This is a genomic window from Micromonospora sp. NPDC048169, from assembly GCF_040652815.1.
Classification (GTDB): Bacteria; Actinomycetota; Actinomycetes; order Mycobacteriales; family Micromonosporaceae; genus Micromonospora.
The window spans coordinates 249,308-273,456 of record NZ_JBEZMS010000002.1 but is presented as its reverse complement, the minus strand read 5'-3'; the positions used below and the strand labels follow the sequence as shown (position 1 = coordinate 273,456).

General features: G+C 73.2%; 17 protein-coding genes. 9 read left to right on the top strand and 8 right to left on the bottom strand.

Annotation, left to right across the window (positions count from 1 at the left end; translation table 11 throughout):
• Window positions 1-29 precede the first annotated feature (29 nt).
• A complete protein-coding gene (locus AB0D28_RS03225; RefSeq protein WP_357381663.1) occupies window positions 30-722 on the top strand; it encodes a hypothetical protein in 693 nt (230 codons plus the stop codon).
• Complete coding sequence (locus AB0D28_RS03220) at window positions 719-1,603, top strand: NUDIX domain-containing protein (protein ID WP_357381661.1); 885 nt, start codon at window positions 719-721, stop codon at window positions 1,601-1,603. Before AB0D28_RS03225 ends, AB0D28_RS03220 begins: the two co-directional genes overlap by 4 nt.
• A gap of 4 nt (window positions 1,604-1,607) precedes the next feature.
• On the opposite strand, the gene AB0D28_RS03215 is transcribed toward AB0D28_RS03220, so the two are convergent.
• From AB0D28_RS03215 to mfd, 4 genes are all read right to left on the bottom strand, one after another.
• Complete coding sequence (locus tag AB0D28_RS03215) at window positions 1,608-3,227, bottom strand: DUF885 domain-containing protein (protein WP_357381658.1); 1,620 nt, start codon at window positions 3,225-3,227, stop codon at window positions 1,608-1,610.
• 450 nt (window positions 3,228-3,677) lie between these two features.
• Complete coding sequence (locus tag AB0D28_RS03210) at window positions 3,678-4,667, bottom strand: nucleoside triphosphate pyrophosphohydrolase (RefSeq protein WP_357381656.1); 990 nt, start codon at window positions 4,665-4,667, stop codon at window positions 3,678-3,680.
• Window positions 4,664-5,434: a hypothetical protein gene (locus tag AB0D28_RS03205; RefSeq protein ID WP_357381654.1), complete on the bottom strand. Its 771-nt coding sequence runs from the start codon at window positions 5,432-5,434 to the stop codon at window positions 4,664-4,666. Before AB0D28_RS03205 ends, AB0D28_RS03210 begins: the two co-directional genes overlap by 4 nt.
• 164 nt (window positions 5,435-5,598) lie before the next feature.
• A complete protein-coding gene (mfd, locus tag AB0D28_RS03200) occupies window positions 5,599-9,255 on the bottom strand; it encodes a transcription-repair coupling factor (protein ID WP_357381651.1) in 3,657 nt (1,218 codons plus the stop codon).
• Window positions 9,256-9,411: 156 nt separating this feature from the next.
• On the opposite strand from mfd, the gene AB0D28_RS03195 reads away from it, so the two are divergent.
• Window positions 9,412-10,320 carry a cyclase family protein gene (locus AB0D28_RS03195; protein WP_357381649.1) on the top strand — a complete coding sequence of 303 codons (909 nt, stop codon included), beginning with the start codon at window positions 9,412-9,414 and terminating at the stop codon, window positions 10,318-10,320.
• Between the two features lie 82 nt (window positions 10,321-10,402).
• Here the strand turns inward: AB0D28_RS03195 and AB0D28_RS03190 are convergent, their stop codons facing one another.
• The gene (locus AB0D28_RS03190) at window positions 10,403-11,443 is read right to left on the bottom strand and encodes a S66 peptidase family protein (protein WP_357381647.1); all 1,041 of its coding nucleotides are present in this window, start codon (window positions 11,441-11,443) and stop codon (window positions 10,403-10,405) included.
• Window positions 11,444-11,526: 83 nt separating this feature from the next.
• Here AB0D28_RS03190 and AB0D28_RS03185 point away from each other — a divergent pair, with 83 nt between their 5' ends.
• Window positions 11,527-12,555, top strand: a complete 1,029-nt coding sequence (locus tag AB0D28_RS03185) for a hypothetical protein (RefSeq protein WP_357381645.1) — start codon at window positions 11,527-11,529, stop codon at window positions 12,553-12,555.
• Between the two features lie 123 nt (window positions 12,556-12,678).
• Window positions 12,679-15,465, top strand: coding sequence for a phosphoenolpyruvate carboxylase (gene ppc, locus AB0D28_RS03180; protein WP_357381643.1), 2,787 nt, complete (start codon window positions 12,679-12,681; stop codon window positions 15,463-15,465).
• 128 nt (window positions 15,466-15,593) lie between these two features.
• Here the strand turns inward: ppc and AB0D28_RS03175 are convergent, their stop codons facing one another.
• A complete protein-coding gene (locus AB0D28_RS03175) occupies window positions 15,594-16,391 on the bottom strand; it encodes a hypothetical protein (RefSeq protein WP_357381641.1) in 798 nt (265 codons plus the stop codon).
• Window positions 16,392-16,445: 54 nt separating this feature from the next.
• Here AB0D28_RS03175 and AB0D28_RS03170 point away from each other — a divergent pair, with 54 nt between their 5' ends.
• Window positions 16,446-17,624, top strand: a complete 1,179-nt coding sequence (locus tag AB0D28_RS03170) for a DNA recombination protein RmuC (RefSeq protein ID WP_357381639.1) — start codon at window positions 16,446-16,448, stop codon at window positions 17,622-17,624.
• 148 nt (window positions 17,625-17,772) lie between these two features.
• On the top strand, window positions 17,773-21,063 hold the full coding sequence (locus AB0D28_RS03165) for a S8 family serine peptidase (RefSeq protein ID WP_357381637.1): 3,291 nt from the start codon (window positions 17,773-17,775) through the stop codon (window positions 21,061-21,063).
• A gap of 58 nt (window positions 21,064-21,121) precedes the next feature.
• Here the strand turns inward: AB0D28_RS03165 and AB0D28_RS03160 are convergent, their stop codons facing one another.
• Window positions 21,122-21,541, bottom strand: a complete 420-nt coding sequence (locus tag AB0D28_RS03160; protein WP_357381635.1) for a hypothetical protein — start codon at window positions 21,539-21,541, stop codon at window positions 21,122-21,124.
• Window positions 21,542-21,579: 38 nt separating this feature from the next.
• Window positions 21,580-22,569 (bottom strand): 4-hydroxy-3-methylbut-2-enyl diphosphate reductase, encoded by a 990-nt coding sequence (locus tag AB0D28_RS03155; RefSeq protein WP_357381633.1) that lies wholly within the window; start codon window positions 22,567-22,569, stop codon window positions 21,580-21,582.
• An 87-nt stretch (window positions 22,570-22,656) separates the two neighbouring features.
• Here AB0D28_RS03155 and xseA point away from each other — a divergent pair, with 87 nt between their 5' ends.
• Together xseA and AB0D28_RS03145 are read left to right on the top strand one after the other, a co-directional pair.
• Window positions 22,657-23,895 carry an exodeoxyribonuclease VII large subunit gene (xseA, locus tag AB0D28_RS03150; protein WP_357381631.1) on the top strand — a complete coding sequence of 413 codons (1,239 nt, stop codon included), beginning with the start codon at window positions 22,657-22,659 and terminating at the stop codon, window positions 23,893-23,895.
• A 13-nt stretch (window positions 23,896-23,908) separates the two neighbouring features.
• Entirely contained in the window at window positions 23,909-24,121 is a 213-nt protein-coding gene (locus AB0D28_RS03145; RefSeq protein ID WP_128136699.1) for an exodeoxyribonuclease VII small subunit, read from the top strand.
• Window positions 24,122-24,149 lie beyond the last annotated feature (28 nt).

The following is a 24,149-nucleotide window of genomic DNA, read 5'->3' as shown; positions in this document are numbered from 1 at the left end:
CGTTGCGCCGATCGACAAGGCTGGGCATCATGCCTGCCGCCACGACGACTCTCCGCGTGCTCGCCGCCTCGGTCATCGCGTCGCTCTCGGTCACCGGCTGCCAGGCCCTGGACGACGCGAACGTCGCGCTCGGCCGCTCCGACCTGGTCAACGACCTCGCCGCGCGGATGGACCGGGCGCTGGAGCAGACCTGGGCCGCCGACTACCAGATCGACGGCGGCCGGACCGCCTCGATCGCGCAGACGAAGAAGCCGCTGCGCTCCACGTACACCTGGCCGGGCGGCAAGATCACGGTGACGCAGGAGTCGGTGACCCGGTGCGCGAGCACCGCCGCCCGCACCTCCTGCACCGTCTCGCCGCCCGTGCTCACCGCCGGCAAGCCGTCGGTGGTCGTCTACGACGAGGCGCGCAAGGAGGGCCTCGTCACGCCGCCCGCGGTGATCCGGCTGCTCACCGCGGCGGCGCTCGATCCGGAAGCGGTCATCGAGCAGAGCGACACCACGCTCGCCGGCCGCCACGCCACCTGCGTCGACGTCACCCACAGCGGGGAACGCTTCAGCGCCTGCGTGACGACCGAAGGCGTGCTGGGGAGCTTCTCCGGCACGCTCGACGGCAAGCCCGCCGAGGTGACGCTGAGTCGCTACACCGAGAGCGTCGAGGCCGCCGCGTTCGCCGTGCCGGCCGGCGCCGGTGTGGTGGACCGCCGCCCCACCACGTCGTGACCCCGCCCGACGGTCCCCCGTCCGAGGCCGAGGCCCGGGCCACCGGCGCTCGCCCGGCGCGCGCCGGATTCCTGCCCGCTGCCGATCACGGGCGGCCGCCGCGGCGCGACGACCTGGCGCTGCCGGTGTCCGGACGGAAGCTGCTGACCGGCCCGGACGAGCAGCCGCTGCGGATCGGCGCGCTGCCCGGCGACCTCGCCTGGACGCCGGTCGGCACGCTCGACGGCACACCGGCGTGGGCCGCCGAGGTGACCGATCCGGAGTCGCTGCCCGGCCGGTGGCGCAGCTGGCGCGGCCTCGCCGCCGAACTACCGGCACCCCGCGCCGACCTGGCCGGGCGGGCGCTCGCCGTGGTCACCTGGCGGCGTACGCACAGGTGGTGCGGCGCGTGCCGGGCCGAACTGGCCGACGTGCCGGGCGAGACCGCGCGGCGTTGCCCGGAGTGCGAACTCACCTCGTTCCTCCCCCTGTCCGTCGCGGTGCTGACCGCGATCACCCGCCCCGGCCCGGCCGGTGGCGCCGACGAGCTGCTGCTGGTCCGCCACGCGCACGGACCGACGCAGCTGTGGGCGCTCGTTGCCGGGTTCGTCGAGGCGGGCGAGTCGCTGGAGGCGGCGGTGCACCGCGAGGTCGCCGAGGAGGTCGGCCTGACCCTGCGGCGACCGGCCTACGTGGACAGCCAGCCGTGGGCGCTGTCCGGGCCGGGCACGCTGCTCACCGGGTTCACCGCCGAGGTGACCGACCCGGCCGCCGAACCGGCGCCCGACGGCACCGAGCTGACCGAGGCGCGCTGGTTCCCGGTCGACGCGCTGCCCGCCGAGCTGCCGCCCGCGTACTCGCTGTCGCGCTGGCTGATCGACGCGGTCGCCGCCCGCCGGTGAGCCCTCACACCCCCAGCAGCGTCCGCAGGTGGCGCGGCGGCGGGCAGTCGTGCGCCAGCATGGCGTCGTGCCAGTCACGCAGCGGCACGCCGTCCGGCCGCGCGGCGGCGATGTCGGCCATCTCGCTGTAGCCGACGAAGTACGTGGACAGCTGCGTCGAGGTGAGCAGCGCCCGCCGCCACTTGCCGGCCGCCTCGCCCTCCTCCTGGAAGCCACGCCCGGTCATCAACGCCATCGCCTCGGACTCGGGCAGGTCGTCGCAGTGCACGAGCTGGTCGAGCAGCGCGTTGATGGTCATCCGGAGCTGCATCTTGAGCTGCTGCAACCGCACCGGCAGGCCGCCGAAGCCGAGCCCGGCCATCAACTCCTCGGCGTAGACCGCCCAGCCCTCGACGAACACACCCGACTCGGTGAGCGCGCGTACCCGGGTCGGGCCGTCGTACCGGCGGGCGTGCGCGAGCTGGAGGAAGTGGCCGGGCATCGCCTCGTGCACCGTCAGGTTGCGGATCATGTGGTCGTTGTACTCCCGGTAGAACGACTCGATCCGCTGCGCCGGCCAGTCCGCCGGGGTGGGCGAGATGCAGTAGAAGGTCGGCACGTCGGCCGTCTCCAGCGGGCCCGGCGAGTCGCAGTAGGCCACCGCCACGCCCCGCGCGAACTCCGGCATCTCCTGGATGACGCACGGGTCGCCGACCATGCTGACCAGGTCGTGGTGGCGGACGAAGTCACTCGCCTCGTCCAGCGTCACCGAGGCCAGGTCGACGATCGTGGCGTCGTCCGGATGCTCGGCGGCCAGCAGGTCCAGCGCCCGGCGTACCGTCTCGTCGTCGGCCGGACCACCGACCAGCTCGACCGACGCCGCGCGGATCTCCTCGGTGACCCGGTCGAGGTTGGCCCAGGCGCGGCGCTGCACCTCGGCGGCGCTCAGCTCGGTGTCGAGCGTGTGCCACAGCCGCGCCTCCCACCGCCGCCGGCCCAGCCGCGGGTCACGCCCCGGGCCGGCGTCGGCGGCCAGGCCCTGCCGCAGCCAGGCCACGAACTCCTCCAGCGCGGCGATCGCGTCGGTGGCCGCCGCGCCGACCCGCTCACGCAGCGCCGGCGCCTCGGCCAGCAACCCGGGCACCTCGTCGCGGATCAGCGCCGCCGTACCGGTGAACTGCCCGACCGCCGTCTCCGCGTGGACCCGCGGCATGTCCCGCAGCGTCGCGCGCGCTGTCGACAGCGCGTCGGGTACGGCCGACAGGCGCCCGACCAGGCTGGTCAGGCGCTCCTCGGCCGGGGCGAAGGGACGGGCCAGCAGGGCGTGCAGCAGTGGTCCCGGGTTGTGGCGCAGCGGATCCCACTCGTGGCCGCGGATCTCGCCGGCCTCGAACAGACCCCTGTCGACGAGGCTGGTGAGCAGCGCGTGGTCGACGCTCTCCGCCGGGTCGAGCGCGTCCGGGTCGATTTCCGCGAGCGCGTCGGCGGCGTCCTTGAGCATCGCCTGGTCGGCCGCGAGGGCATCGGCGGAGAGGTCGGGCAGGCGGTCGTCGTAACGGTGGTCCCCGGCGAAGGTGGCCAGCCCGGGCCGGCTCTCCAGCAACGCCTCCACGATCCGCTCCGCCAGCGGCACGAACGACTCCATCCCCCGACCCTACCGACCTCCGCTCCCTCCGCGCCCTCCCCGCGCCCTCCCCGCCCCTCCGCGTTGATCAAGGAGTTTGCGTCCCGCTCAGCGCCCCCCGACGACACAAACTCCTTGATCACCACGGCGAGTCAGCTGGACGGCCCGTGCCGGCGCTGCCGCCGGCCCTCGACGCGCTGGCTGGTGGGCGCGAGCGCGCCCAAGGCCGACGTAGATCTTGGACGGAAACGGCCCCTATAGGGGCACTTTCGTACCAAGATCTCCGCTGATCCCGCGATACGAACGGCGAGTCTCGCCTTCCGGGAGGCGCGGCTGGGCGGGGGCGGTCGGCTCGGCGATCTTGCACTTTGCGCCCGGGCAGATCGGGCATTTGCGGGCACCGCTCGGGCCGAAAGTGCAAGATCGCCAAGGGAGGGCAGGGAAGGGCAAGGGGGGTGGGGCGCGGAGGGGCTAGGCGGGGCTGGTGGGGGTGTGGCGTTCGGCGGCTCGGACGGCTTCGGCGTACGCCAGGGTGGCCCGCCGCAGGGCGGCCTCCGGGTCGATGCCGGCCTGCCGTGCGGCGGCGACAGTTGCGAGCAGGCTCGCTCCCAGCCGGGCCTCCGGGTCCACCTGCGACTCGGCAAGCGGGGGCGGTACGGCCAGGCCGACCCGGCCGGCACGGTCCAGGATCTTCGCGGCCAGCGAGAGCGCGGGCTGGCTCAGCGCGATGCCGTCGAGCACCGATTCGCGGGTCTTCTCGGCCCGCTTGATCCGCTCCCAGTTCGCCTCGATCTCCTCGATCGAGCCGGCCGGCTCGCCGGAGAAGACGTGCGGGTTACGCCGCACCATCTTGTCGACCAGGGTCCCCGCCACGTCGTCGACGGTCCAGCTCTTGCCCTCCGGCAGGTTCTCCGCCAGCCGGGCGTGCAGCAGCACCTGGAGCAGGACGTCGCCCAGTTCCTCGCGGAGCGCGTCGGTGTCGTCGGCGCTGATCGCGTCGTACGCCTCGTAGCACTCCTCCAGCAGGAACCGGGCCAGGGTGCGGTGGGTCTGTGCCCGCTTCCACGGGTCGCCGCCCGGCGAGGCCAGCCGGTCCATCACCTCGACCGCGTCGAGCAGCCGGGCGCCGGGCGGGTCCCACGAGCCGTACATCAGCTCCAGTTCGGCCAGGGCGGGCTCGCGGGCCAGCCGCAGGCCGAGTTCGCGGGCCAGCGCCTCGTCGCCGGTCGGGCCGGCCAGCCACACCGCCCCACCGTGCGCCGCCGCGGCGTCGAGCAGCGCCGGGGTCGCACCCTCGGTCACCACGTTCACCTCGGCGCCGGCCGTCCGCACCGCCCGGGTCAGCTCGCTCTCCGCACCGGCGAGGACCGGAGCGGAGCGTACGGCGTCCCAGGCGGCCGAGGTCAGCAATCCGGCGGGCAGCCGGGGCGAGGTGACGAGCAGGACGATGCGCGCGGTCATGCGGCTCCGGGAGCCGGCGAACCGGAGGCCGGCGCCTCGGGCGTCGAGATGTCGGTGACCGGGCCCTCCTCGTTGACGTACGGCAGGGAGTAGAAGACGAACGACTGGCCGGTGTTCACGAGCGACGGCACGCCGGTCACGCCGAACCGGGGGTTGACGCGGACGTCCGTCTTCTCGGCCTGCTGCTGGAGCGCGTTGCTGAGGGCGGTGGCGGTACGCACGAACCCGGCCTCGCCGAACGCCTGCCGGACCTGGTCGACGCTCATGCCCGGCTGGATCGCCCCGGTCTTCTCGATGGCCCGGTAGACGGCCATCAGGGACTCGTCGCTGAGGTCGGCCGGGGGCAGGCTCTGCTGGAGCGTGCCGGAGAGGTCGACCCACTCGCCCCACAGCTTCGTGTACTCGGTGGTCGCCGGCATGCGCAGCTCCTGCTGGAGCTGCTCCGGGGAGATCTGGTCGGCGACCTGGAGACCCTTCTCGGCCGCCACGCGCTTGCCCAGGTCGATCGCGACCAGCAGGTTCAGCACGTCCTGCCGGGTCACCGAGGACCGCAGCTCCGCCGGCGAGGGCGTCTGCGGCGCCTGGCTACGGACGGCGTCCGCGTACTGCCGTTGCGCGTCCTCGTAGATCGCGTCGACCCGGTCGACCGAGTACCGGGTGTCGCCGACGTATGCGGCGACGTCCGGGGCGGAGCGGCCACAGGCGGCGAGAGAGAGCGCGGCGAGGGCCGCGACGCTGACGGCGACGAGGGAACGGCGAGCACGCATGAGGGTCACTCTCTCACGCCCCGTACCGGCCTGTGACTCCACCCACCTCATCGGGCACCGGCCACGGAACCGGCAGAACCGGCCAGCTCCTCGGGCTTGCCCCGTCACCTTCCGCTCGCCACTGCGGGGCTGGCAGAACCGGCCAGCTCCTCGGGCTTGCCCCGTCACCTTCCGCTCGCCACTGCGGGGCTGGCAGAACCGGCCAGCTCCTCGGGCTTGCCCAGCACATCGGCCAGGAGCTGCCCGCACCACTCCAGCAGCGCCTGGTCGCGCAGCGGCTCGCCGCCGATCCGCCGGGTGCTGGGCCGGGGCACGCTGACCTGGTCGAGCGCCTGCTTGTAGACCGAGTCCGGGTGGTAGCGCTTGAGCCGCATCTGCTTGGAGTCGGGCAGCGGCAGCGGGCCGAACCGGATGTGCTTGCCCTGCATCGACACGTCGGTCAGCCCGTAGCGGCGGGCCAGCAGCCGGAACCGGGCCACCGCGACCAGGTTCTGCACCGGCGCGGGCGGCTCGCCGTACCGGTCGGTCATCTCGGCGACCACCTCACGCAGGCGCTCCTCATCGCGGGCCTCGGCGAGCTTGCGGTACATCTCCAGGCGCAGCCGCTCCACGGCGACGTAGTCGTGCGGCAGGTGCGCGTCGATCGGCAGGTCGACCTTGACCTCGGTCTCCTCCTCGGTGCTCTCGCCCTTGAAGGCGGACACGGCCTCGCCGACCATCCGGACGTAGAGGTCGAAGCCGACGCCCTCGATGTGGCCGGACTGCTCGCCGCCGAGCAGGTTTCCGGCGCCGCGGATCTCCAGGTCCTTCATCGCCACGTACATGCCGGCGCCGAGTTCGGTGTGCTGGGCGATGGTGGCCAGCCGCTCGTGCGCGTTCTCGGTGAGCGGCTTCTCCGGCGGGTAGAGGAAGTACGCGTACGCCCGTTCGCGGCCGCGGCCGACCCGGCCGCGGATCTGGTGCAGCTGGGCCAGGCCGAGCAGGTCGGCCCGCTCGACGATGAGGGTGTTGGCGTTGGGGATGTCGATGCCGGACTCGACGATGGTGGTGCAGACCAGGACGTCGAACTCCTTCTCCCAGAAGCCGACCATCACCTTCTCCAGCGCCTCCTCGCCCATCTGGCCGTGCGCCACCGCGACCCGGGCCTCGGGCACCAGCTCCCGCAGCTTGCGGGCCGCCTTCTCGATCGACTCGACCCGGTTGTGCAGGTAGAAGACCTGGCCGTCGCGCAGCAGCTCACGGTGGATGGACGCGGCCACCTGGCGGTCGTCGTACGCGCCGACGAACGTGAGCACCGGGTGCCGCTCCTCCGGCGGGGTGGCGATGGTGGACATCTCCCGAATGCCGGTGATCGCCATCTCCAGCGTGCGCGGGATCGGGGTGGCCGACATGGCGAGCACGTCGACCGAGGCGCGCAGCGTCTTCAGGTGCTCCTTGTGCTCGACGCCGAACCGCTGCTCCTCGTCGATGATGACCAGCCCCAGAGACTTGAACCGGGTGGACGCCTGGAGCAGCCGGTGGGTGCCGATGACGATATCGACGGTGCCGGCAGCGGCCATCTCCAGCGTCTGCTCGGTCTCCTTCGGCGTCTGGAACCGGGACAGCTGCCGGATCGACACCGGGAACTGGCTCATCCGCTCGGCGAACGTGTTGTAGTGCTGCTGCACCAGCAGCGTGGTCGGCACCAGCACGGCCACCTGCTTGCCGTCCTGCACCGCCTTGAACGCCGCGCGTACCGCGATCTCGGTCTTGCCGTAGCCGACGTCGCCGCAGATCAGCCGGTCCATCGGGACGGTCTGTTCCATGTCCCGCTTGACCTCCTCGATGGCGGCCAGCTGGTCGGGTGTCTCCTGCCAGGGGAACGCGTCCTCCAGCTCCCGCTGCCACGGGGTGTCGGGGGCGAAGTTGTGCCCCTTGGACGCCTTGCGCGCGGCGTAGAGCTGGATGAGCTGCGCGGCGATCTCACGGACCGCCTTGCGGGCCCGGGCCTTGGACTTCTGCCAGTCCGAGCCGCCCATCTTGTGCAGCGTGGGCTGCTCGCCGCCGACGTAGCGGGAGAGCTGGTCGAGCTGGTCGGTGGGGACGAAGAGGCGGTCACCGGGCTGGCCGCGCTTGCTCGGCGCGTACTCGATGACCAGGTATTCGCGGCTCGCGCCGTTCACCGTGCGCTGCACCAGCTCGACGTACCGGCCGATGCCGTGCTGCTCGTGCACCACGAAGTCGCCGGCCTTCAGCTCCAGCGGGTCGATGGTGTTGCGCCGCCGGCTGGGCATCTTGCGCATGTCGCGGGTGGACGTGCCCCGGCCGCCGGTGACGTCGTTGCCGGTGAGCAGCACGAACTTCGACGCCTCGTCGACGAACCCGGCGGTCAGGCAGCCGCACGACACGAGCAGCTCGCCGGGCGCGGGCGCGGCGGGCACCTCCTCGGTGAGGCGGGCGCCGAGACCGGCGTCGCGCAGCACCTCGACGGCCCGCTGGGCGGGACCGTGCCCCTCGAACACCAGCGCGATCGACCAGCCCTCGCCGGCCCACCGCTTCAGGTCGTCGACCACCCGTGCGGTCTCGCCGTGGTAGAGCGGGGCCGGCTGGGCGGCCAGACTCACCGCGATGGCGTCGTCGGGGGTGACGTCGACAGCGGCCGGAGCGTCCTCCCAGGGCTGCCGGGCCGGTGCGGCGTCGGCCTCGACCAGGCCGAACGGCGCGAGCGTCCACCAGGGCTGGCGCAGGGCGCGGGCCGCCGTGCGTACCTCGGCCAGGGTCTTGAAGGCGGCGGCGCCGAGGTCGACAGGGGCCTGGCCGCCGACGGCGGCCGCGGCCCAGCTGGCCTGGAGGAACTCCTCCGAGGTACGGACCAGGTCGTGCGCGCGGGTGCGGATGCGCTCCGGGTCGCAGAGGAGTACGTGGGTGCCGGCCGGCATGCAGTCCACGAGGAGTTCGAGCGCGTCGGATCCGATCAGCGCCGGGGCCAGCGACTCCATGCCCTCGACCGGGATGCCCTCGGCCAGCTTGTCCAGGATCTCGGCCAGCTCGGGGTGCTCGGCGGCGAGCGCGGCGGCCCGCTCCCGCACCGCCGGGGTCAGCAGCAGTTCCCGGCACGGCGGCGCCCAGAGCTGCGCGACGCCCTCGATGGTGCGCTGGTCGGCGACCGCGAAGGTGCGGATCTCCTCCACCTCGTCGCCCCAGAACTCGACCCGGGACGGGTGCTCGTCGGTGGGCGGGAAGACGTCCAGGATGCCGCCGCGCACGGCGAACTCGCCGCGCTTGGTGACCAGGTCGACCCGGGCGTACGCCATGTCGGTGAGCCGGCGGGCCACCTCTTCCAGGTCGGCCTCGTCACCGGCGGCGAGCTGGACGGGCTCCAGGTCGCCGAGGCCCTTGAGCTGCGGCTGGAGCAGCGAGCGGACCGGCGCGACGACCACCCGCAGCGGCCCGGTGCGGCCGTGCGCGTCGGCGGCGTCCGGGTGGGCGAGGCGGCGCAGCACGGCCAGGCGGCGCCCGACCGTGTCGGAGCGGGGCGACAGCCGCTCGTGCGGCAGCGTCTCCCAGGACGGGAAGACCGCCACCTGCTCCGGCGGCAGCAGGCTGCCCAGCGCGGAGGCCAGGTCGTCGGCCTCGCGGGTGGTGGCGGTGACCGCGAGGACCGGGCGGCCCGCGCCGCCGGCCGGCTCGTCGGCGGCGACGGCTGCGACAGCGAACGGGCGCAGCGCGGCGGGGGCGGTCAGGTCGAGCCCGTCGACCTGCGCGGCACCGGAGCGCGCCAGGTCACGCGCCCGGGCCAGCCCCGGGTCGGCCAGGGCGGCGGAGAAGAGTCCGGTGAGCATCAGTGATCACTTCCAGCGGCTTCGACACACGACGACGACCCCGCGTCCAGCCGGACGGGGGGTGCACCGTTCGAGCCTATCCCCCCGCACCGACGTTCCGGGGCCGCCCGAATCTGGATCTTGACCGGCCGCGGCCGGGCGTGGTGCGGTGGGCGGATGATCGAGTATCGGACGGTCTTCGACGCCGAGGTGGTTTTCTCCAACGGTGGCGGGCTGCGCACCGACGGGTTCCGGCTGGACGTGCCGCACCCGGACGTCACCGACGACGAGGTGGCCGCGCTGCTGGTCCGGCACCTCGGGCTGCTCATGGTCGGCGAGGTACGGATCACCGACCGGACCGTCGTGGCGGAGCCGCACAAGGGCGGGCGCGGCGTGACGCCACCGGCCTCCGGCGGGCGGCGGCTGGTGGAGCTGAGTCACGTGGTCACCGACGGCATGGTCACGCTGCCCGGCTGGCCCGGTCCGGTGATCGACGAGTGGCTGACCCGGGAGGCGTCCCGGGAGCGGTACGCGCCGGGCGTCGAGTTCCAGGTCGGGCGGATCGACATGATCGCCAACACCGGCACGTACGTGGACACGCCCTCGCACCGCTTCGCCGACGGACCGGACCTGACCGGGGTGCCGCTGGACCGCCTCGCCGACCTGCCCGGCCTGGTGGTACGCGTGCCGCCCGGCACGCGGGCGGTGGACCGGCTGCTGCTCGCCCCGTACGAGGTGGCCGGGTGCGCGGTGCTGCTGCACACCGGGTGGGACGCGCACTTCGGCACCGACGGGTACGCCGGACCGGACGCGCCCTACCTGACCGGCGACGGCGCGCAGTGGCTGGCCGAGTCGGGTGCGGCGCTCGTCGGCATCGACTCGATAAACATCGACGACATGACTCCGGCGGCAGCCGGTCAGCGCCCGGCGCACACCGGCCTGCTGGCCGCCGGCATCCCGATCGTGGAACACCTGACCGGTCTGGACGCGCTGCCGCCTACCGGTTTCCGGTTCACCGCCGCCCCGCCACGGGTGGCCGGCATGGGCACGTTCCCGGTCCGCGCCTTCGCCGTCGTCGACGCCTGACCCACGCCGGCGCCGGCCGGACAGCGCCGGGTGGAACGCCATGGGTGTCGAAACAGCGCGGAGACACCCATGGCCGGCGTCGTCAGTAGCGCACGGCGATCCGGCGCTCGACCGCGTCCACCCGGATCTCGCCGCCGTACGGGATGATCAGCTGCGGGTCGGTGTGGCCCAGGTCGACGTCGAAGACCACCACCGGGTCGCCGGCGTACGGGGCGAGCGCCGACAGGATCGCCTCCCGCTGGTCCTCACTCCAGGCCAGCCGCTGCGCCACGGTATGCGGCCGGTCGAAGTCCCACGCCTTGGGGCGGCCCACCACGATCGCCGGTACGGCGGCGAGCAGACCCCGCTCGCCCATGTTGCGCACGATCCGGAAGACCTCCTGCGCGGGCGGCATCTCCTCCGACGTCTCCAGCACCAGCACCGAGCCGGCCAGGTCGGCCGCGCGCGGAACGCGGTCGGCCGCCATCAGCCAGTGCAGGATCTCCAGGTTGCCGCCCCAGGTGCGGCCCCGCACCACCTCGGCCGGGCCGTGCCAGCGCCAGCCCTCGGACGGGTACATCGGCGGCTCCCCGGCCAGCGCGGCCGGGTCGCGCCAGTCGCACGGCTCGTCGCCCCACTCGGGCGCGGCGGTCAGCTCGTACCAGCCGGAGGTGAACAGCGCGGCGCGCAGCGAGTCGAGCGTGAGCGGGTGCGGCTTGCCGGAGCGCCCGAGGTGCACCAGCACCGAGCCGCCGTGGTAGCCGACGACGCCCAGCCGGTAGAGGTGGTTGAGCACGTTGGTGTTGTCCGAGTAGCCGAAGTACGGCTTCGGGTTCGCCCGCAGCACGTCGTCGTCCAGGTACGGGGTGACGGTGATCAGGTCGTCCCCGCCGACCGTCGCCAGGACGGCGGTGATCGTCGGGTCGGCGAACGCGGCGGTCAGGTCACGTGCCCGGTCGCGCGGGTCGGCGCCCATGACCCGGGTCGTCGGATACTCCACCGGTTCCAGCCCCAGCTCGTCGCGGAGCCGGCGCAGCCCCAGCTCGTACACGTGGGGGAAGAGACCCGGCAGGCCGGCGGAGGGCGACACCACCGCGACCCGGTCGCCCGGCTGCGGTTTGGCGGGGTAGACAGGCACGTTCATGGCCCGACGCTATCGGCCCGGGCCAGCGGTTTCGCTCGACGAAACCCCACGAGCCGGACATATGCCGGCAATAGGCTGTGGCCGTGGACGACGAGCCGGAGCTGCGTACCCGGGACTGGCTGCCGCGCACGGCGGCGCTGATCCTCGGCACCCTGGCGCTGGCCAGCGCGTTCATTGCCGCCTACGTCGGCGCGCTGCACAAGCCGGACCCGCGCGACGTGCCGGTCGCCGTGGTCACGAACGACCAGCAGGCCCAGGCCGTGATGTCCGGCGTCCGCGCCCGCACAGACACGATCAAACCCGTCGGGTACGACAGCCTCGACGCCGCCTCCGACGGCCTCAACGACAGGTCGGTGTACGCGGTGCTCAGCTCCGCCCCGGACGGCGGCCTGACCCTCGCCACCGCCAGCGCCGGAGCGCCCGCCGCCAGCGAACTCGTCACCGGGGTGTTCACCGAGGCGGCCCGGCAGGCCGGGGTGCCACTTCAGGTCACCGACGACGTGCCGGTCTCCGCCGACGACCCGCGCGGCCTGGTGCCGTTCTACCTGGCCGTGGGCGTGGTGCTCGGCGGCTACCTGGCGTCCACCGCCCTCGGCATCTCGCTCGGCACCAGCCCGCGCAGCCTGCGCCGGGCCGGGCTGCGGATCGCCACGCTCGCGGTGCACGCGATCCTGCTCGGCGTCATCGGGGCGATCCTGGTCGGGCCGGTGCTGGGTGTGTTCGCCGGACACGCGGCGACGGTGGCGGTGGTCGGCGCGCTCGCCGCGTTCGCGGCCGGGATGGTCGCCGCCGCCGTGCAGGGCTGGCTCGGGCTGCTCGGCACCGGCATCGTGATCCTGCTGCTCGTGGTGCTCGGCAACCCCGGCTCCGGCGGCATCTACGCGCCCGAGTTCCTGCCGCCGTTCCTGCGCGGCATGCACCGCTGGAACGTTCCAGGCCTCGCCACCGACCTGTTCAAGTCGGCCATCTACTTCGACTGGCGCGGCGGCGGGTGGGCGTTGACCGGGTTGCTGCTCTGGGTGCTCGCCGGCCTGGCCGGTCTGCTCACCGCGACCATGTTCCGCGCCCGGCGGCGGCCGCCGCCGGGTCGGCACGCCGCCGACCGGGGCTGACCGGCGGGCCGTCCCAGAGTGCAGATCATCACGCCGTCCCCCTCCTGCCCACCGGGGGCACGCGGATACCATCCAGAGGAGTCGGACAGCGCTGTCCTTCGTCCTCGCGTAAGGAGCGCAACCGTGACCGACCAGCACGACCACGACGGCCCCGACGCCGCTCTCCGGGCCGACATCCGCCGCCTCGGCACGCTGCTCGGGCAGACCCTTGCCCGCCAGGAGGGCCGTCCGCTGCTCGACCTGGTCGAGGAGATCCGCGCCCAGGTCCGCTCCGACGTGCCGGCCGCCGCCCAGCGCCTCGCCGGGCTCGACGTCACCACCGGCACGAAGCTGGCCCGTGCCTTCTCCACCTACTTCCACCTGGCGAACATCACCGAGCAGGTGCACCGCGCGCGGGACCTGCGCCGTCGCCGCGCCACGCACGGCGGCTGGCTGGACCAGGCGGCCAAGATGATCGCCGAGCGGGGCGTACCGGCCGAGGAGATCGCCGCGGCGGCCCGGCGGCTTGCCGTACGCCCGGTCTTCACCGCCCACCCGACCGAGGCGGCCCGCCGGTCCATCCTGTCCAAGCTGCGCGCGGTCGCCGACGAGCTGGACACCGAGACCGCGAACGCGATCCTCTACGGCGCCAGCGACGAGGGCCCGGCGAACCGCCGCCTGGCCGAACTGCTCGATCTCATGTGGCAGACCGACGAGCTGCGGCTGGACCGGCCGGACCCGACCGACGAGGCGCGCAACGCCATCTACTACCTGCGGGACCTGTACGCCGAGGCCGCGCCGCAGGTCCTCGACGACCTCGCCGACACGCTGCGCACGCTCGGCGTGGAGACGTCACCGACGTCCCGCCCGCTGAGCTTCGGCACCTGGATCGGCGGCGACCGCGACGGCAACCCGTTCGTCACGCCGGTGGTCACCCGCGAGGTGCTGCGCATCCAGCACGAGCACGGCATCGCCGCCACCGAGAAGGCGATGGACGAGCTGATCACCGAGGTCAGCGTCTCCCGGCGGCTGCGCGCGGTGTCGCTCGACCTGTCCGCCAGCCTGGCCAAGGACCTCGACGCGCTACCGGAGGTGGCACCCCGGTTCCGCCGGGTGAACGCGGAGGAGCCGTACCGGCTCAAGGCGCGGTGCGTGAAGGCGAAGCTCGCCAACACCCGGGAGCGGCTGCGCGCCGACACCCCGCACGTGCCGGGGCGCGACTACCGGGGCTCGGCCGAGCTGATCGCCGACCTGGAGCTGCTGCGCGCCTCGCTGGCCCGCAACTCCGGTCAGCTCACCGCCGTGGGGCGGCTCGCCTCGACCATCCGTACGGTGTCCGCGTTCGGCCTGCACCTGGCCACCATGGACATCCGGGAGCACGCGGAGAAGCACCACGAGGTGCTGGCCCAGCTCTACGAGGCGGTCGGCGAGGTGTCCGACTACCCGGCCCTGTCCCGGCTGGAGCGCACCAAGCTGCTCGCCGACGAGCTGACCGGCCGCCGTCCGCTCTCCACCCAGGACAGCCCGCTCACCGAGTCGGCCCGCAAGACGTTCGACGTGTTCGCGGCGATCCGCGAGGCGCAGGACCGGTTCGGCCCCGAGGTCATCGAGTCGTACATCATCTCGATGACGCTCGGCGTGGACGACGTGCTCGCCGCGGTGGTGCTGGCCCGCGAGGCCGGCCTGGTGGACGTGCACTCCGGGCGGGCCCGCATCGGCATCGTGCCGCTGCTGGAGACCCCGGCCGAGCTGAACGCCGGTGGCGAACTGCTGGACGAGCTGCTGTCGCTGCCCGCGTACCGGGCGCTGGTCGCGGCGCGGGGCGACGTGCAGGAGGTGATGCTCGGCTACTCCGACTCCAACAAGGAGGCGGGCATCACCACCAGCCAGTGGTCCATCCACCGGGCGCAGCGCGCGCTGCGGGACGTGGCCGCGCGGCACGGTGTGCACCTGCGGTTGTTCCACGGCCGGGGCGGCACCGTCGGCCGGGGTGGCGGCCCCACGCACGACGCGATCCTGGCCCAGCCGTACGGCACGCTCGACGGCGCGATCAAGGTGACCGAGCAGGGCGAGGTCATCTCCGACAAGTACACGCTGCCGGCGCTGGCCCGGGAGAACCTGGAACTGACGGTGGCGGCGGTGCTCCAGGCCACGCTGCTGCACACCGCGCCCCGGCAGCCGGCCGAGATGCTGGAGCGCTGGGACGCGGCCATGGACGTCGTCTCGGAGTCGGCGTTCCGGTCGTACCGGTCGCTGGTCGAGGACCCGGACCTGCCCGCGTACTTCTGGGCCTCCACCCCGACCGAGCTGCTCGGCGCGCTGAACATCGGCTCCCGGCCGGCGAAGCGCCCGAACACCGGTGCCGGACTGTCCGGCCTGCGGGCCATCCCGTGGGTGTTCGGCTGGACGCAGACCCGCCAGATCGTGCCGGGCTGGTTCGGCGTGGGCTCCGGGCTGGCCGCCGCGCGGGCGGCCGGGCTGGCCGACGTGCTCGCCGAGATGAACCGGAACTGGCACTTCTTCCGCACGTTCCTGTCGAACGTCGAGATGATGCTGACCAAGACCGACCTGACCATCGCCCGGCGGTACGTGGAGACGCTGGTGCCGAAGAAGCTGCACCCGATCTTCGACAAGATCGAGCAGGAGTACGAGCTGACCAAGCAGGAGGTGCTGGCGGTCACCGCCTCACCGGCGCTGCTGGACAACTCCCCGGTGCTCCAGCGCACGCTCGCCGTGCGGGACACCTACCTGGAGCCGCTGCACCACCTCCAGGTGGCGTTGCTGCGGCAGTACCGCGAATCCGGCGCGGCCGGGCGGGCGGTGGCGACCGCGCCGGGTGGGCGACGCGCCCCGAACGACGGCACGGCCCTGGAGCGGGCGCTGCTGACCACCGTCAACGGCATCGCCGCCGGCATGCGCAACACCGGCTGAGGTGTAAGGAAGGGCCCCCTCTTAACGCCTCGTGCATAAGAGGGGGCCCTTTTTAACGCGTGCGCCGAGCGCGCCCGAGTGGCGCGAGTGGCGCGCCCGGACGCGCGGTCTCGGACGCGCGGCGCCGGCTAGAAGTCGCCGCCGCCGAAGTCCCCGCCGAAGTCGCCGCCGCCGAAGCCACCGAAGTCGCCGCCGCCGAAGTCCCCGCCACCACCGAAGTCGCCACCGGCGTCGCCGCCGCCCATGTCGCCGCCCTGGTCGCCGAAGTCCTGGCCGTCGCCGAAGCCCTCCTGGTAGCCGGCGTCGTAGCCGTACCCGGGGTCGGCGAACGCGGGCGAGAACAGCGCGTCCGCGATCAGCATGCCGCCGACCACACCGACGCCCGCCCCGAGCGCGGTCTTCCACCACGGCGTGGAGTACCAGCCGGCCGGCACCGGCCGCCCCTGGAACCGCCCACCGGGGTAGTAGTAGGGCGTCGCGTTCCCCGGCTGCGGGCCGGCCCGGAACGTCTGCCCCTGCACGTCGACCTGGCGTTCCTTGGTGAGCGCGCCGGCGCCCTGGGCGGAGGCGAGCGGCGGCAGCTCCGGGCCCGGGTCGATGCCCATCGCGGTCCGCGCCGCCCGGATGTACGCCAGCCCTTCCAGCGCGGTCTCCCGGGCCAGCCCGAACTGGCGCGGCGTGCTCGCCTGCTCCAGCTGCGAACCGGCCGCGTTGTAGCGCTCACCGGCGTCGGCGAGCGCCTGCCGGACCGCCGGGGCGTCGCCGTGCAGGTTCATGAGCTGGCCGCCGAGCCGCTCGTACCAGCGCTGCGCCTCGGCGCGGGCGTCGGCCAGCTCGTTCGACCGCCGCGACCTGCTCCCCCTTCGCCAGAACACGAACGCACCTCCGAGCAGCAGGATCAGGACCAGCCACAACGCGAACTCCATGACTCAAACGTACCCACCGGGCGCTCGTCGTACCCGTTTGGCAAGCTCTTGGCCATGAGCTTTGCGACGCTGGCCGTGGTGCTGCTCTGCCTCGCCGCGGGCGGCGCGGTGGGCTGGCTGGCCGCGCGGGCGCGCGCGGCGGCGGACATCGCCCGCCTGGAGGCGACGCTCGCCGCCACCAAGGCCGGCGAGGGGCGGCTGGAGCAGTCCATGCGGGCGCTCAGCTACGAGGCGACGGCGCAGTCCCAGGAGGCGGTTGCCCGCGCGGTCGCGCCGCTGCACGAGACGCTGCGCCGCTACGAGCAGCGGGTGGCCGAGCTGGAGCGGGACCGCGTCGACGCGTACGCCGAGCTGCGCGAGCAGGTGCGCGCCATGAGCACGGTCTCCGGTGAGCTGCGCACCGAGACCAAGCAGCTGGTCGCCGCGCTGCGCGCGCCGCAGGTGCGGGGCCGCTGGGGCGAGCACCAGCTCCGCCGGATCGTCGAGGCCGCCGGCATGCTGGAGCACTGCGACTTCAGCGAGCAGGTCACCGCCGCGACCGACCACCAGGGGGTACGCCCCGACCTGGTGGTACGCCTGCACGGCGGCCGGACGGTGGTGGTGGACGCCAAGGCGCCGTTCGACGCGTACCTGACCGCGATGGAGGCGCGCGACGAGCGCGGGCGCGACACCCACCTGGACGCGCACGCCCGGCACCTGCGCGCGCACGTGGACGCCCTGGCCGCCAAGTCCTACTGGTCGGCGTTCGACCAGACACCCGAGTTCGTGGTGTTGTTCGTGCCGGCGGACCCGTTCCTCGACGTGGCGCTGCAACGCGACCCGTCCCTGTTGGAGCACGCGTTCGCCCGCAACGTGGTGCTCGCCACCCCGGCCACTCTGGTGGCGCTGCTGCGCACGGTCGCCTACTCGTGGCGGCAGGAGGCGCTGGCGCGCAACGCGGCCACGGTCCACTCGCTGGCCCGCGAGCTGTACGCACGGCTGTCCACACTGGGTGACCACGTCGGCAAGCTCGGCAGTTCGCTGAGCGGGGCGGTGACCGCATACAACAGGGCGGTTGGCTCACTGGAGGCGCGGGTGCTCGTCAGCGCCCGCAAGCTGGCCGAGCTGGGTGTCTCCGACGACGAGCTGGCCGCACCAGCGCAGGTCGAGCTGGCACCGAGGCAGCCGCAGGCGCCTGAGCTTCTCGGCACGCCGTCCACATCGTCCGAGAGGTCGACGGGCGTCGACCTTTAGCACGACGCACGCGATGACGTAGACCGATCCGTATCACGGACTGATCACAAACTCAGGCCGAGTCGTGACACCTGCCGTCGGGACACGCAGGATCACCGTCACACGTGCCCTGCCCCTCGAGGGCCCTGTTCTCTGGAGGAAGAGAACGTTGAGTAGACCCCGCACGCGCAGCCGGCGACCGTCCGCCGCGCTCCTGGCCTCGGTCCTCGCGGCCGGCGCTCTGACCGTCGGAGGTGGCGCCGGCACCGCGAGCGCCGCCCCCGCCCCCCAACCCTCGCAGCCGACCGCGGCGAAGGCGCTGGGCGCACACGACGCCAAGCTGCTCGACGAGGCCGAGGCGAAGAACGCGCCGACCGTCACGATGATCGTCGCGGCCAGGAAGGGCTCGACCAAGAAGGTCGTCGACGGCCTGACCGCCCTGGGCGCCACAGTCACCCAGCGGTACGACCAGATCGGCTACGTGCTGGCGAAGGTCCCGACCGCGAAGGCGCTCAAGGCCGCCACGCTGCCCGGCGTCGCCGCCGTCGACCTGGACGAGACCATCAAGCTCCCCGACCCGGCCCCGGAGGCGGCCCCGAAGGGCGCCAAGACCGCCGCGCAGGCCCAGACGCCGGCCGGGCCGGGCGGCGACACCGGTGCGGTGAACCCGTACATGCCGACGAACGAGACCGGCGCGGAGGCCTTCAAGGCCGCGAACCCGCAGTGGGACGGCCGCGGCGTCACCATCGGCATCATGGACTCCGGTGTGGACCTCGATCACCCGGCGCTGCAGCAGACCACCACCGGCGAGCGCAAGATCGTCGACTGGGTGACCGCCACCGACCCGCTGGAGGACGCGTCCTGGCGGCCGATGCTGACCGAGGTCAGCGGCCCGACGTTCACCACCTCGCTCGGCACCTGGACGGCGCCGGCCGGCAACTACCGGTTCAACGTGTTCCGCGAGAACATCACCGCGAACAGCGACGCGCGGGGTGACCTCAACCGCGACGGGGACACCACCGACTTCTGGGGCGTGCTCTACAGCCCCACCACCGGTGACGTCCGCGTCGACGCGAACCAGAACAACGACTTCACCGACGACGAGGTGATGCGGCCGTACAAGGAGAAGTTCCAGGTCGGCCACTTCGGCACGGACAACCCGGCCACCGCCGTACGGGAGCAGATCCCGTTCGTGGTCGAGTACCGGCGCAACGTGAACACCGCCCCGGTCGGCGGCCCCGGCCTGGTCGACTACGTCAACATCGGCATCGTCGAGAGCACCCACGGCACCCACGTCGCCGGCATCACCGCCGCAAACGACATGCTCGGCAACAGCGCCTTCGACGGCGCCGCCCCGGGTGCCAAGCTGGTCTCCGCCCGCGCCTGCTCCTGGGGTGGCGGCTGTACCGCGGCGGCGCTCACCACCGGCATGGCCGACCTGGTGATCAACCGCAAGGTCGACGTGGTGAACATGTCGATCGGAGGCCTGCCCGCGCTCAACGACGGCTCGAACGCCCGCGCGGTCCTCTACAACGACCTGATCAACACCTACGGCGTGCAGCTGTTCATCTCGGCCGGCAACTCCGGCCCGGGTCTGAACACCGTCGGCGACCCGTCGGTCGCCACCGACGTGGTCAGCGTCGCGGCGAGCATCAGCAAGGACACCTGGCTGGCCAACTACGGCTCGGTGGTCCGCAAGGACAACGCGCTGTTCAACTTCTCCTCGCGCGGCCCGCGTGAGGACGGCGGCTTCAAGCCGAACGTCGCCGCTCCGGGCTCGGCCATCTCCACCGCGCCGACCTGGCAGCCGGGCAACCCGGTGCCGGAGGCGGGCTACCCGCTGCCCCCGGGCTACCAGATGCTCAACGGCACCTCGATGGCCGCCCCGCAGGCCACCGGCGCCGCCGCGCTGCTGCTGTCGGCCGCCAAGGCGACCGGCAAGGGCGTCACCCCGGCCGCGCTGCGCCGGGCCGTCTACACCTCGGCCCAGCCGATCGCGGATGTCCCGACGTACGCGCAGGGCTACGGCATGTTCGACGTGCCGGGCGCGTGGAGCCTGCTCGCCAAGGGCGTGCCGACCCGCACCTACACCTCCGAGGCGCCGGTCTGCACCGAACTGTCGCCGAACCTGACCCGCTACGACCGGGCCTCCGGCACGTTCGTGCCGAACCCGAACGTCGGCACCGGCCTCTACAACCGCTGCGCCGCCGACCGCGGTGGCCAGAAGGTCAAGGAGAGCCGCCACTACGAGGTGAAGCTGACCCGCACCAGCGGCCCGAACAAGGGCATCAAGCACGAGGTCGCGTTCCGCGGCAACGACGGCACCTACAGCGCCCCCAAGGTGGTCTGGCTGCCGCTGAACAAGACCGTCACGGTCAAGGTGAAGGCCAAGCCGATGACGGCCGGCGCCCACGGCGCCATCATGACCGTCGACGACCCGGCCACCAATGTGGTCGACTTCGAGGTCGCCACCGTCGTGGTCGCCTCGAACCCGGTGTCCGCTCCGGCGTACTCCTTCTCGGTCGACGGCTCGGTCGAGCGGAACGGCTTCCGGTCGTACTTCGTGACCGTCCCGCCGGGTGCGGGTGCGCTCCAGGTCAACCTGTCCGGCATCGCGACCGGCTCGCAGACCCGCTTCATCGCCATCAACCCGTACGGCGTGCCGGTCGAGAGCACCGCCAGCACCGCCTGCTACACCAACTTCTCCGACGCCGCGGTCTGCAAGCCGCAGGAGCGGGACTACCAGAACCCGCTGCCGGGCGTGTGGGAGATCGAGGTGGAGGCGCGTCGCACCTCGCCGGCGTTGGACAACCCGTTCCGGCTGCAGGCCCGCGTGCAGGGCGTCAAGGTGGAGCCCGCAGTGGTCCAGCTCCCGTCGGTCACCGCGGGCACCCCGGCCTCGGTGAGCTGGAAGCTGACCAACACGTTCGGCCCGGTCCAGGTGACCGGCGTCGGCGGTCCGCTGGCGAGCGCCCGGGCCGAGCGGCCCAGCATCACCGAGGGCGCCACCCAGGAGTACGTGGTGGAGGTGCCCGAGGGCGCCACCTCGTTCACCGCCCGGATCGGCAACCCGTCCGACCTGAGCGCCGACCTGGACCTGACCGTCTTCCGCGGCACCACCCAGGTGGGCCAGTCGGCCGACGGTGACTCGGAGGAGGCGGTCACGCTGACCAACCCGACGCCGGGCACCTACCGGGTCGTGATCGACGGTTACTCGATGAGCGACCCGAGCACCGCGTACGACTACCGGGACTCGTTCGCGTCCCCGGCGCTGGGCACGCTCTCCGCGCCGTCCACGCCGCTGTCCCTGGCGTACGGCGCCACCGCCACCCTGACCGGTGCGGTGACCGCCCTGTCCACCCCGGCCGCCGGCCGGGAGCTGTACGGCGACATGGCCGTGACCACCACCGAGGGCGCGGTCGTCGGCCGCGGTTCGGTCGAGGTCCTCGCGGTCAACTGAGCCGCTGACACGACGGAGCCCCGTCCCCTCTCGCAGGGGGCGGGGCTCCTTCGTGTCGTCAGGCGGGGCGGGCGGACTCGACCACGAACGGGGTGCCCTGCTGGCAGGTGGTCATCATGCCCGGCTCGGGGCGGCCGGTGACCTCGACCCGGGCACCGGCCTTGAGCACGTCGCGCGGGCCGCCGACCAGCAGGTGACCGTCGAGCAGCAGGCAGTTCGGCTCCACGCCGGCCTGCACGGTGCCGCTGATGACGGTCCCGCCGACACCCGGCGGCGTCGACGGGCCGCCCTTCCAGGAGGGGTCCGGGCGGGTCGTCGGGCTGGTGCCGGGGTCGGGCTGGCTGGTCACCGGGGCGGCTCCCGTCGTACTCGGGCTCGGGCTCGGGCTGGAATCGGCGGACCCGTCGCCGGGCGCGGCGCAGGCGGTCAGCGCGAGGCCGGCGAGCAGTGCGACGAGCACCGTACGAGGAGTCTTCATGATCGGTTGGACGCGGCGGGCGGCCGATCCGTTCCCGGTCAGCCGCGCGCCGCGGCGGCGGCCTTCATGTCGCGCTTGAGTTCCTGCGGCAGCGAGAACGTCAGCCGCTCGTCCGCCGTGGTGATCTCCTCGACGTCGCCGAAGCCGCGCTCGGCCAGGTGCGCGAGCACCTGCTGGACCAGCTCGTCGGGCACGCTCGCGCCGGAGGTCACACCCACGGTGCGGGCGCCGGCCAGCCAGGCGTCCTCGATCTCGTGCGCGAAGTCGACCAGGTAGCCGGCGCGGGCCCCGGCGTCCAGCGCCACCTCGACCAGCCGGACGGAGTTCGAGGAGTTGCGCGAGCCGACCACGATCACCACGTCGCACTCCGGGGCGATCTCCTTGACCACGTGCTGGCGGTTGGAGGTGGCGTAACAGATGTCGTCGCTGGGCGGCGACTGGAGCAGCGGCAGGCGCTTCTTGAGCCGGGCCACGGTCTCCAGCGTCTCGTCCACGGACAAGGTGGTCTGGGACAGCCAGACCACCTTCTCCGGGTCGCGCACGGTGACCTTGTCGACCCCGTCCGGGCCGTCGACGAGCTGGATGTGGGCGGGCGCCTCACCGGCGGTGCCGATGACCTCCTCGTGCCCCTCGTGGCCGATGAGCAGGATGTCGTAGTCCTGCGCGGCGAAGCGGCGGGCCTCGTGGTGCACCTTCGTGACCAGCGGGCAGGTGGCGTCGATCGCCCGCAGCGAGCGCTGCTTGGCCTGCTCGTACACCTCGGGGGCCACGCCGTGGGCGGAGAAGATGACTGTGGCGCCCTCCGGCACCTCCTCGTTCTCCTCCACGAAGATCGCGCCCTGGGCCTCCAGCGTGCGCACCACGTGCTTGTTGTGCACGATCTGCTTGCGCACGTAGATCGGAGCGCCGTAGAGCTTCAGCGCCTCCTCGACGGTCTGCACCGCCCGGTCCACGCCCGCGCAGTAGCCGCGGGGGTTGGCCAGGAGCACGCGCTTGCCGGTCCGGGGAGTCGTCTCAGCGTCAGTCACAGGCCCATCGTACGTGCCGCTCTCCCGCGCGGCAGCGGCCGCGAGGCGCGCGCGGGCGCTGTCGGTGCCGGGTCGTAGGGTGGGCGGGTGAGCGCGGGAGAAGACGGCCGAGGGGCGCCGGACGGGCGGAGCACGGCCGAGGAGCCGTGGCCGGTCCGGGTGGTCAGCCAGAAGGTCGGCGCCTGGATCGCCCGCCTGGGCTGGGTGTGGGTCGACGGCCAGGTGGCGCAGATCAGCCGCCGCCCCGGCGCGAGCACCGTCTTCCTCACGCTGCGTGACCCGTCGGCCGATCTCAGCCTCACCGTCACCACCAACCGGGACGTGCTGGACGCGGGCGCGCCGGAGCTGCGCGAGGGTGCGCGGGTGGTGCTGCACGCCAAGCCCGAGTTCTACGCCGCCCGGGGCACGCTGAGCCTGCGGGCCGACGAGATCCGCCAGGTCGGCCTCGGTGAGCTGCTGGCCCGGCTGGAGAAGCTCAAGAAGCTGCTCGCCGCGGAGGGCCTGTTCGACAGGGCCCGCAAGCGGCGGCTGCCGTTCCTGCCGGGCCGGGTCGGCCTGATCACCGGCCGCGCCTCGGCGGCCGAACGGGACGTGCTGACGAACGCCCGCCGCCGGTGGCCCGCCGTCGACTTCCGCACGATCAACGTGGCGGTGCAGGGGCCGAGCGCGGTGCCGGACATCGTCGGCGCGCTCAAGGTGCTCGACGCCGACCCGGCCGTCGACGTGATCGTCATCGCCCGGGGCGGCGGCGGCATCGAGGATCTGCTGCCCTTCTCCGACGAGGCGCTGTGCCGGGCGGTGTTCGCCTGCCGCACCCCTGTGGTCAGCGCGATCGGCCACGAGACGGACGCGCCGCTGCTCGACTACGTGGCCGACGTGCGCGCCTCCACCCCCACCGACGCGGCCAAGCGCATCGTGCCGGACCTGACCGAGGAGACCCGGCTGATCGGGCAGGCCCGGTCCCGCCTGGAACGGGCCGTTCGTCACCTGGTCGACCGGGAACAGCACCGGATCGACCTGCTGCGCTCCCGTCCGGTCCTGGCCCGCCCGCAGGTCATGGTCGAACAGCGGGCGGTGGACGTGTCGGCGCTGCGCGACCGCGCCGGCCGCACCCTTGAGCACCGGCTGCGGGGCGCCACCGACGACCTGCGGCACACGCTGGCCCGGCTGCGCGCGCTGTCCCCGGCGGCGACGATGGAGCGCGGCTACGCGATCGTGCAGCGCGCCGACGGCCACGTCGTCCGCGCGGCCACCGAGGTGGCGAAGGGCGACGCACTGCGGGTACGCCTCGCCGAGGGCGAGCTGACCGCCACCGTCGACGGCTGAGGGAAGAGGAACCATGACCGGGACGAAGCAGGACGAACAGCTCAGCTACGAGCAGGCCCGCGCCGAGTTGGCCTCGGTGGTGGAGCGGCTGGAGGCGGGTGGCACCTCGCTGGAGGAGTCGCTGGCCCTCTGGGAACGCGGCGAACAGCTCGCCGGGGTGTGCCAGCGCTGGCTGGACGGCGCTCGCGCCCGCATCGACGCCGCGCGCCAGCGCGCCGAGGACTGACCCGAAACGAATCCTGGGCAGCTCCCGC

Excerpts from the sequence above, each read along its gene's own strand:
- AB0D28_RS03225 (WP_357381663.1), top strand. The coding sequence starts at position 30 with ATGCCTGCCGCCACGACGACTCTCCGCGTGCTCGCCGCCTCGGTCATC.
- AB0D28_RS03215 (WP_357381658.1), bottom strand. The coding sequence starts at position 3,227 with ATGGAGTCGTTCGTGCCGCTGGCGGAGCGGATCGTGGAGGCGTTGCTG.
- AB0D28_RS03210 (WP_357381656.1), bottom strand. The coding sequence starts at position 4,667 with ATGACCGCGCGCATCGTCCTGCTCGTCACCTCGCCCCGGCTGCCCGCC.
- AB0D28_RS03205 (WP_357381654.1), bottom strand. The coding sequence starts at position 5,434 with ATGCGTGCTCGCCGTTCCCTCGTCGCCGTCAGCGTCGCGGCCCTCGCC.
- mfd (WP_357381651.1), bottom strand. The coding sequence starts at position 9,255 with ATGCTCACCGGACTCTTCTCCGCCGCCCTGGCCGACCCGGGGCTGGCC.
- AB0D28_RS03195 (WP_357381649.1), top strand. The coding sequence starts at position 9,412 with ATGATCGAGTATCGGACGGTCTTCGACGCCGAGGTGGTTTTCTCCAAC.
- AB0D28_RS03190 (WP_357381647.1), bottom strand. The coding sequence starts at position 11,443 with ATGAACGTGCCTGTCTACCCCGCCAAACCGCAGCCGGGCGACCGGGTC.
- AB0D28_RS03175 (WP_357381641.1), bottom strand. The coding sequence starts at position 16,391 with ATGGAGTTCGCGTTGTGGCTGGTCCTGATCCTGCTGCTCGGAGGTGCG.
- AB0D28_RS03170 (WP_357381639.1), top strand. The coding sequence starts at position 16,446 with ATGAGCTTTGCGACGCTGGCCGTGGTGCTGCTCTGCCTCGCCGCGGGC.
- AB0D28_RS03160 (WP_357381635.1), bottom strand. The coding sequence starts at position 21,541 with ATGAAGACTCCTCGTACGGTGCTCGTCGCACTGCTCGCCGGCCTCGCG.
- AB0D28_RS03145 (WP_128136699.1), top strand. The coding sequence starts at position 23,909 with ATGACCGGGACGAAGCAGGACGAACAGCTCAGCTACGAGCAGGCCCGC.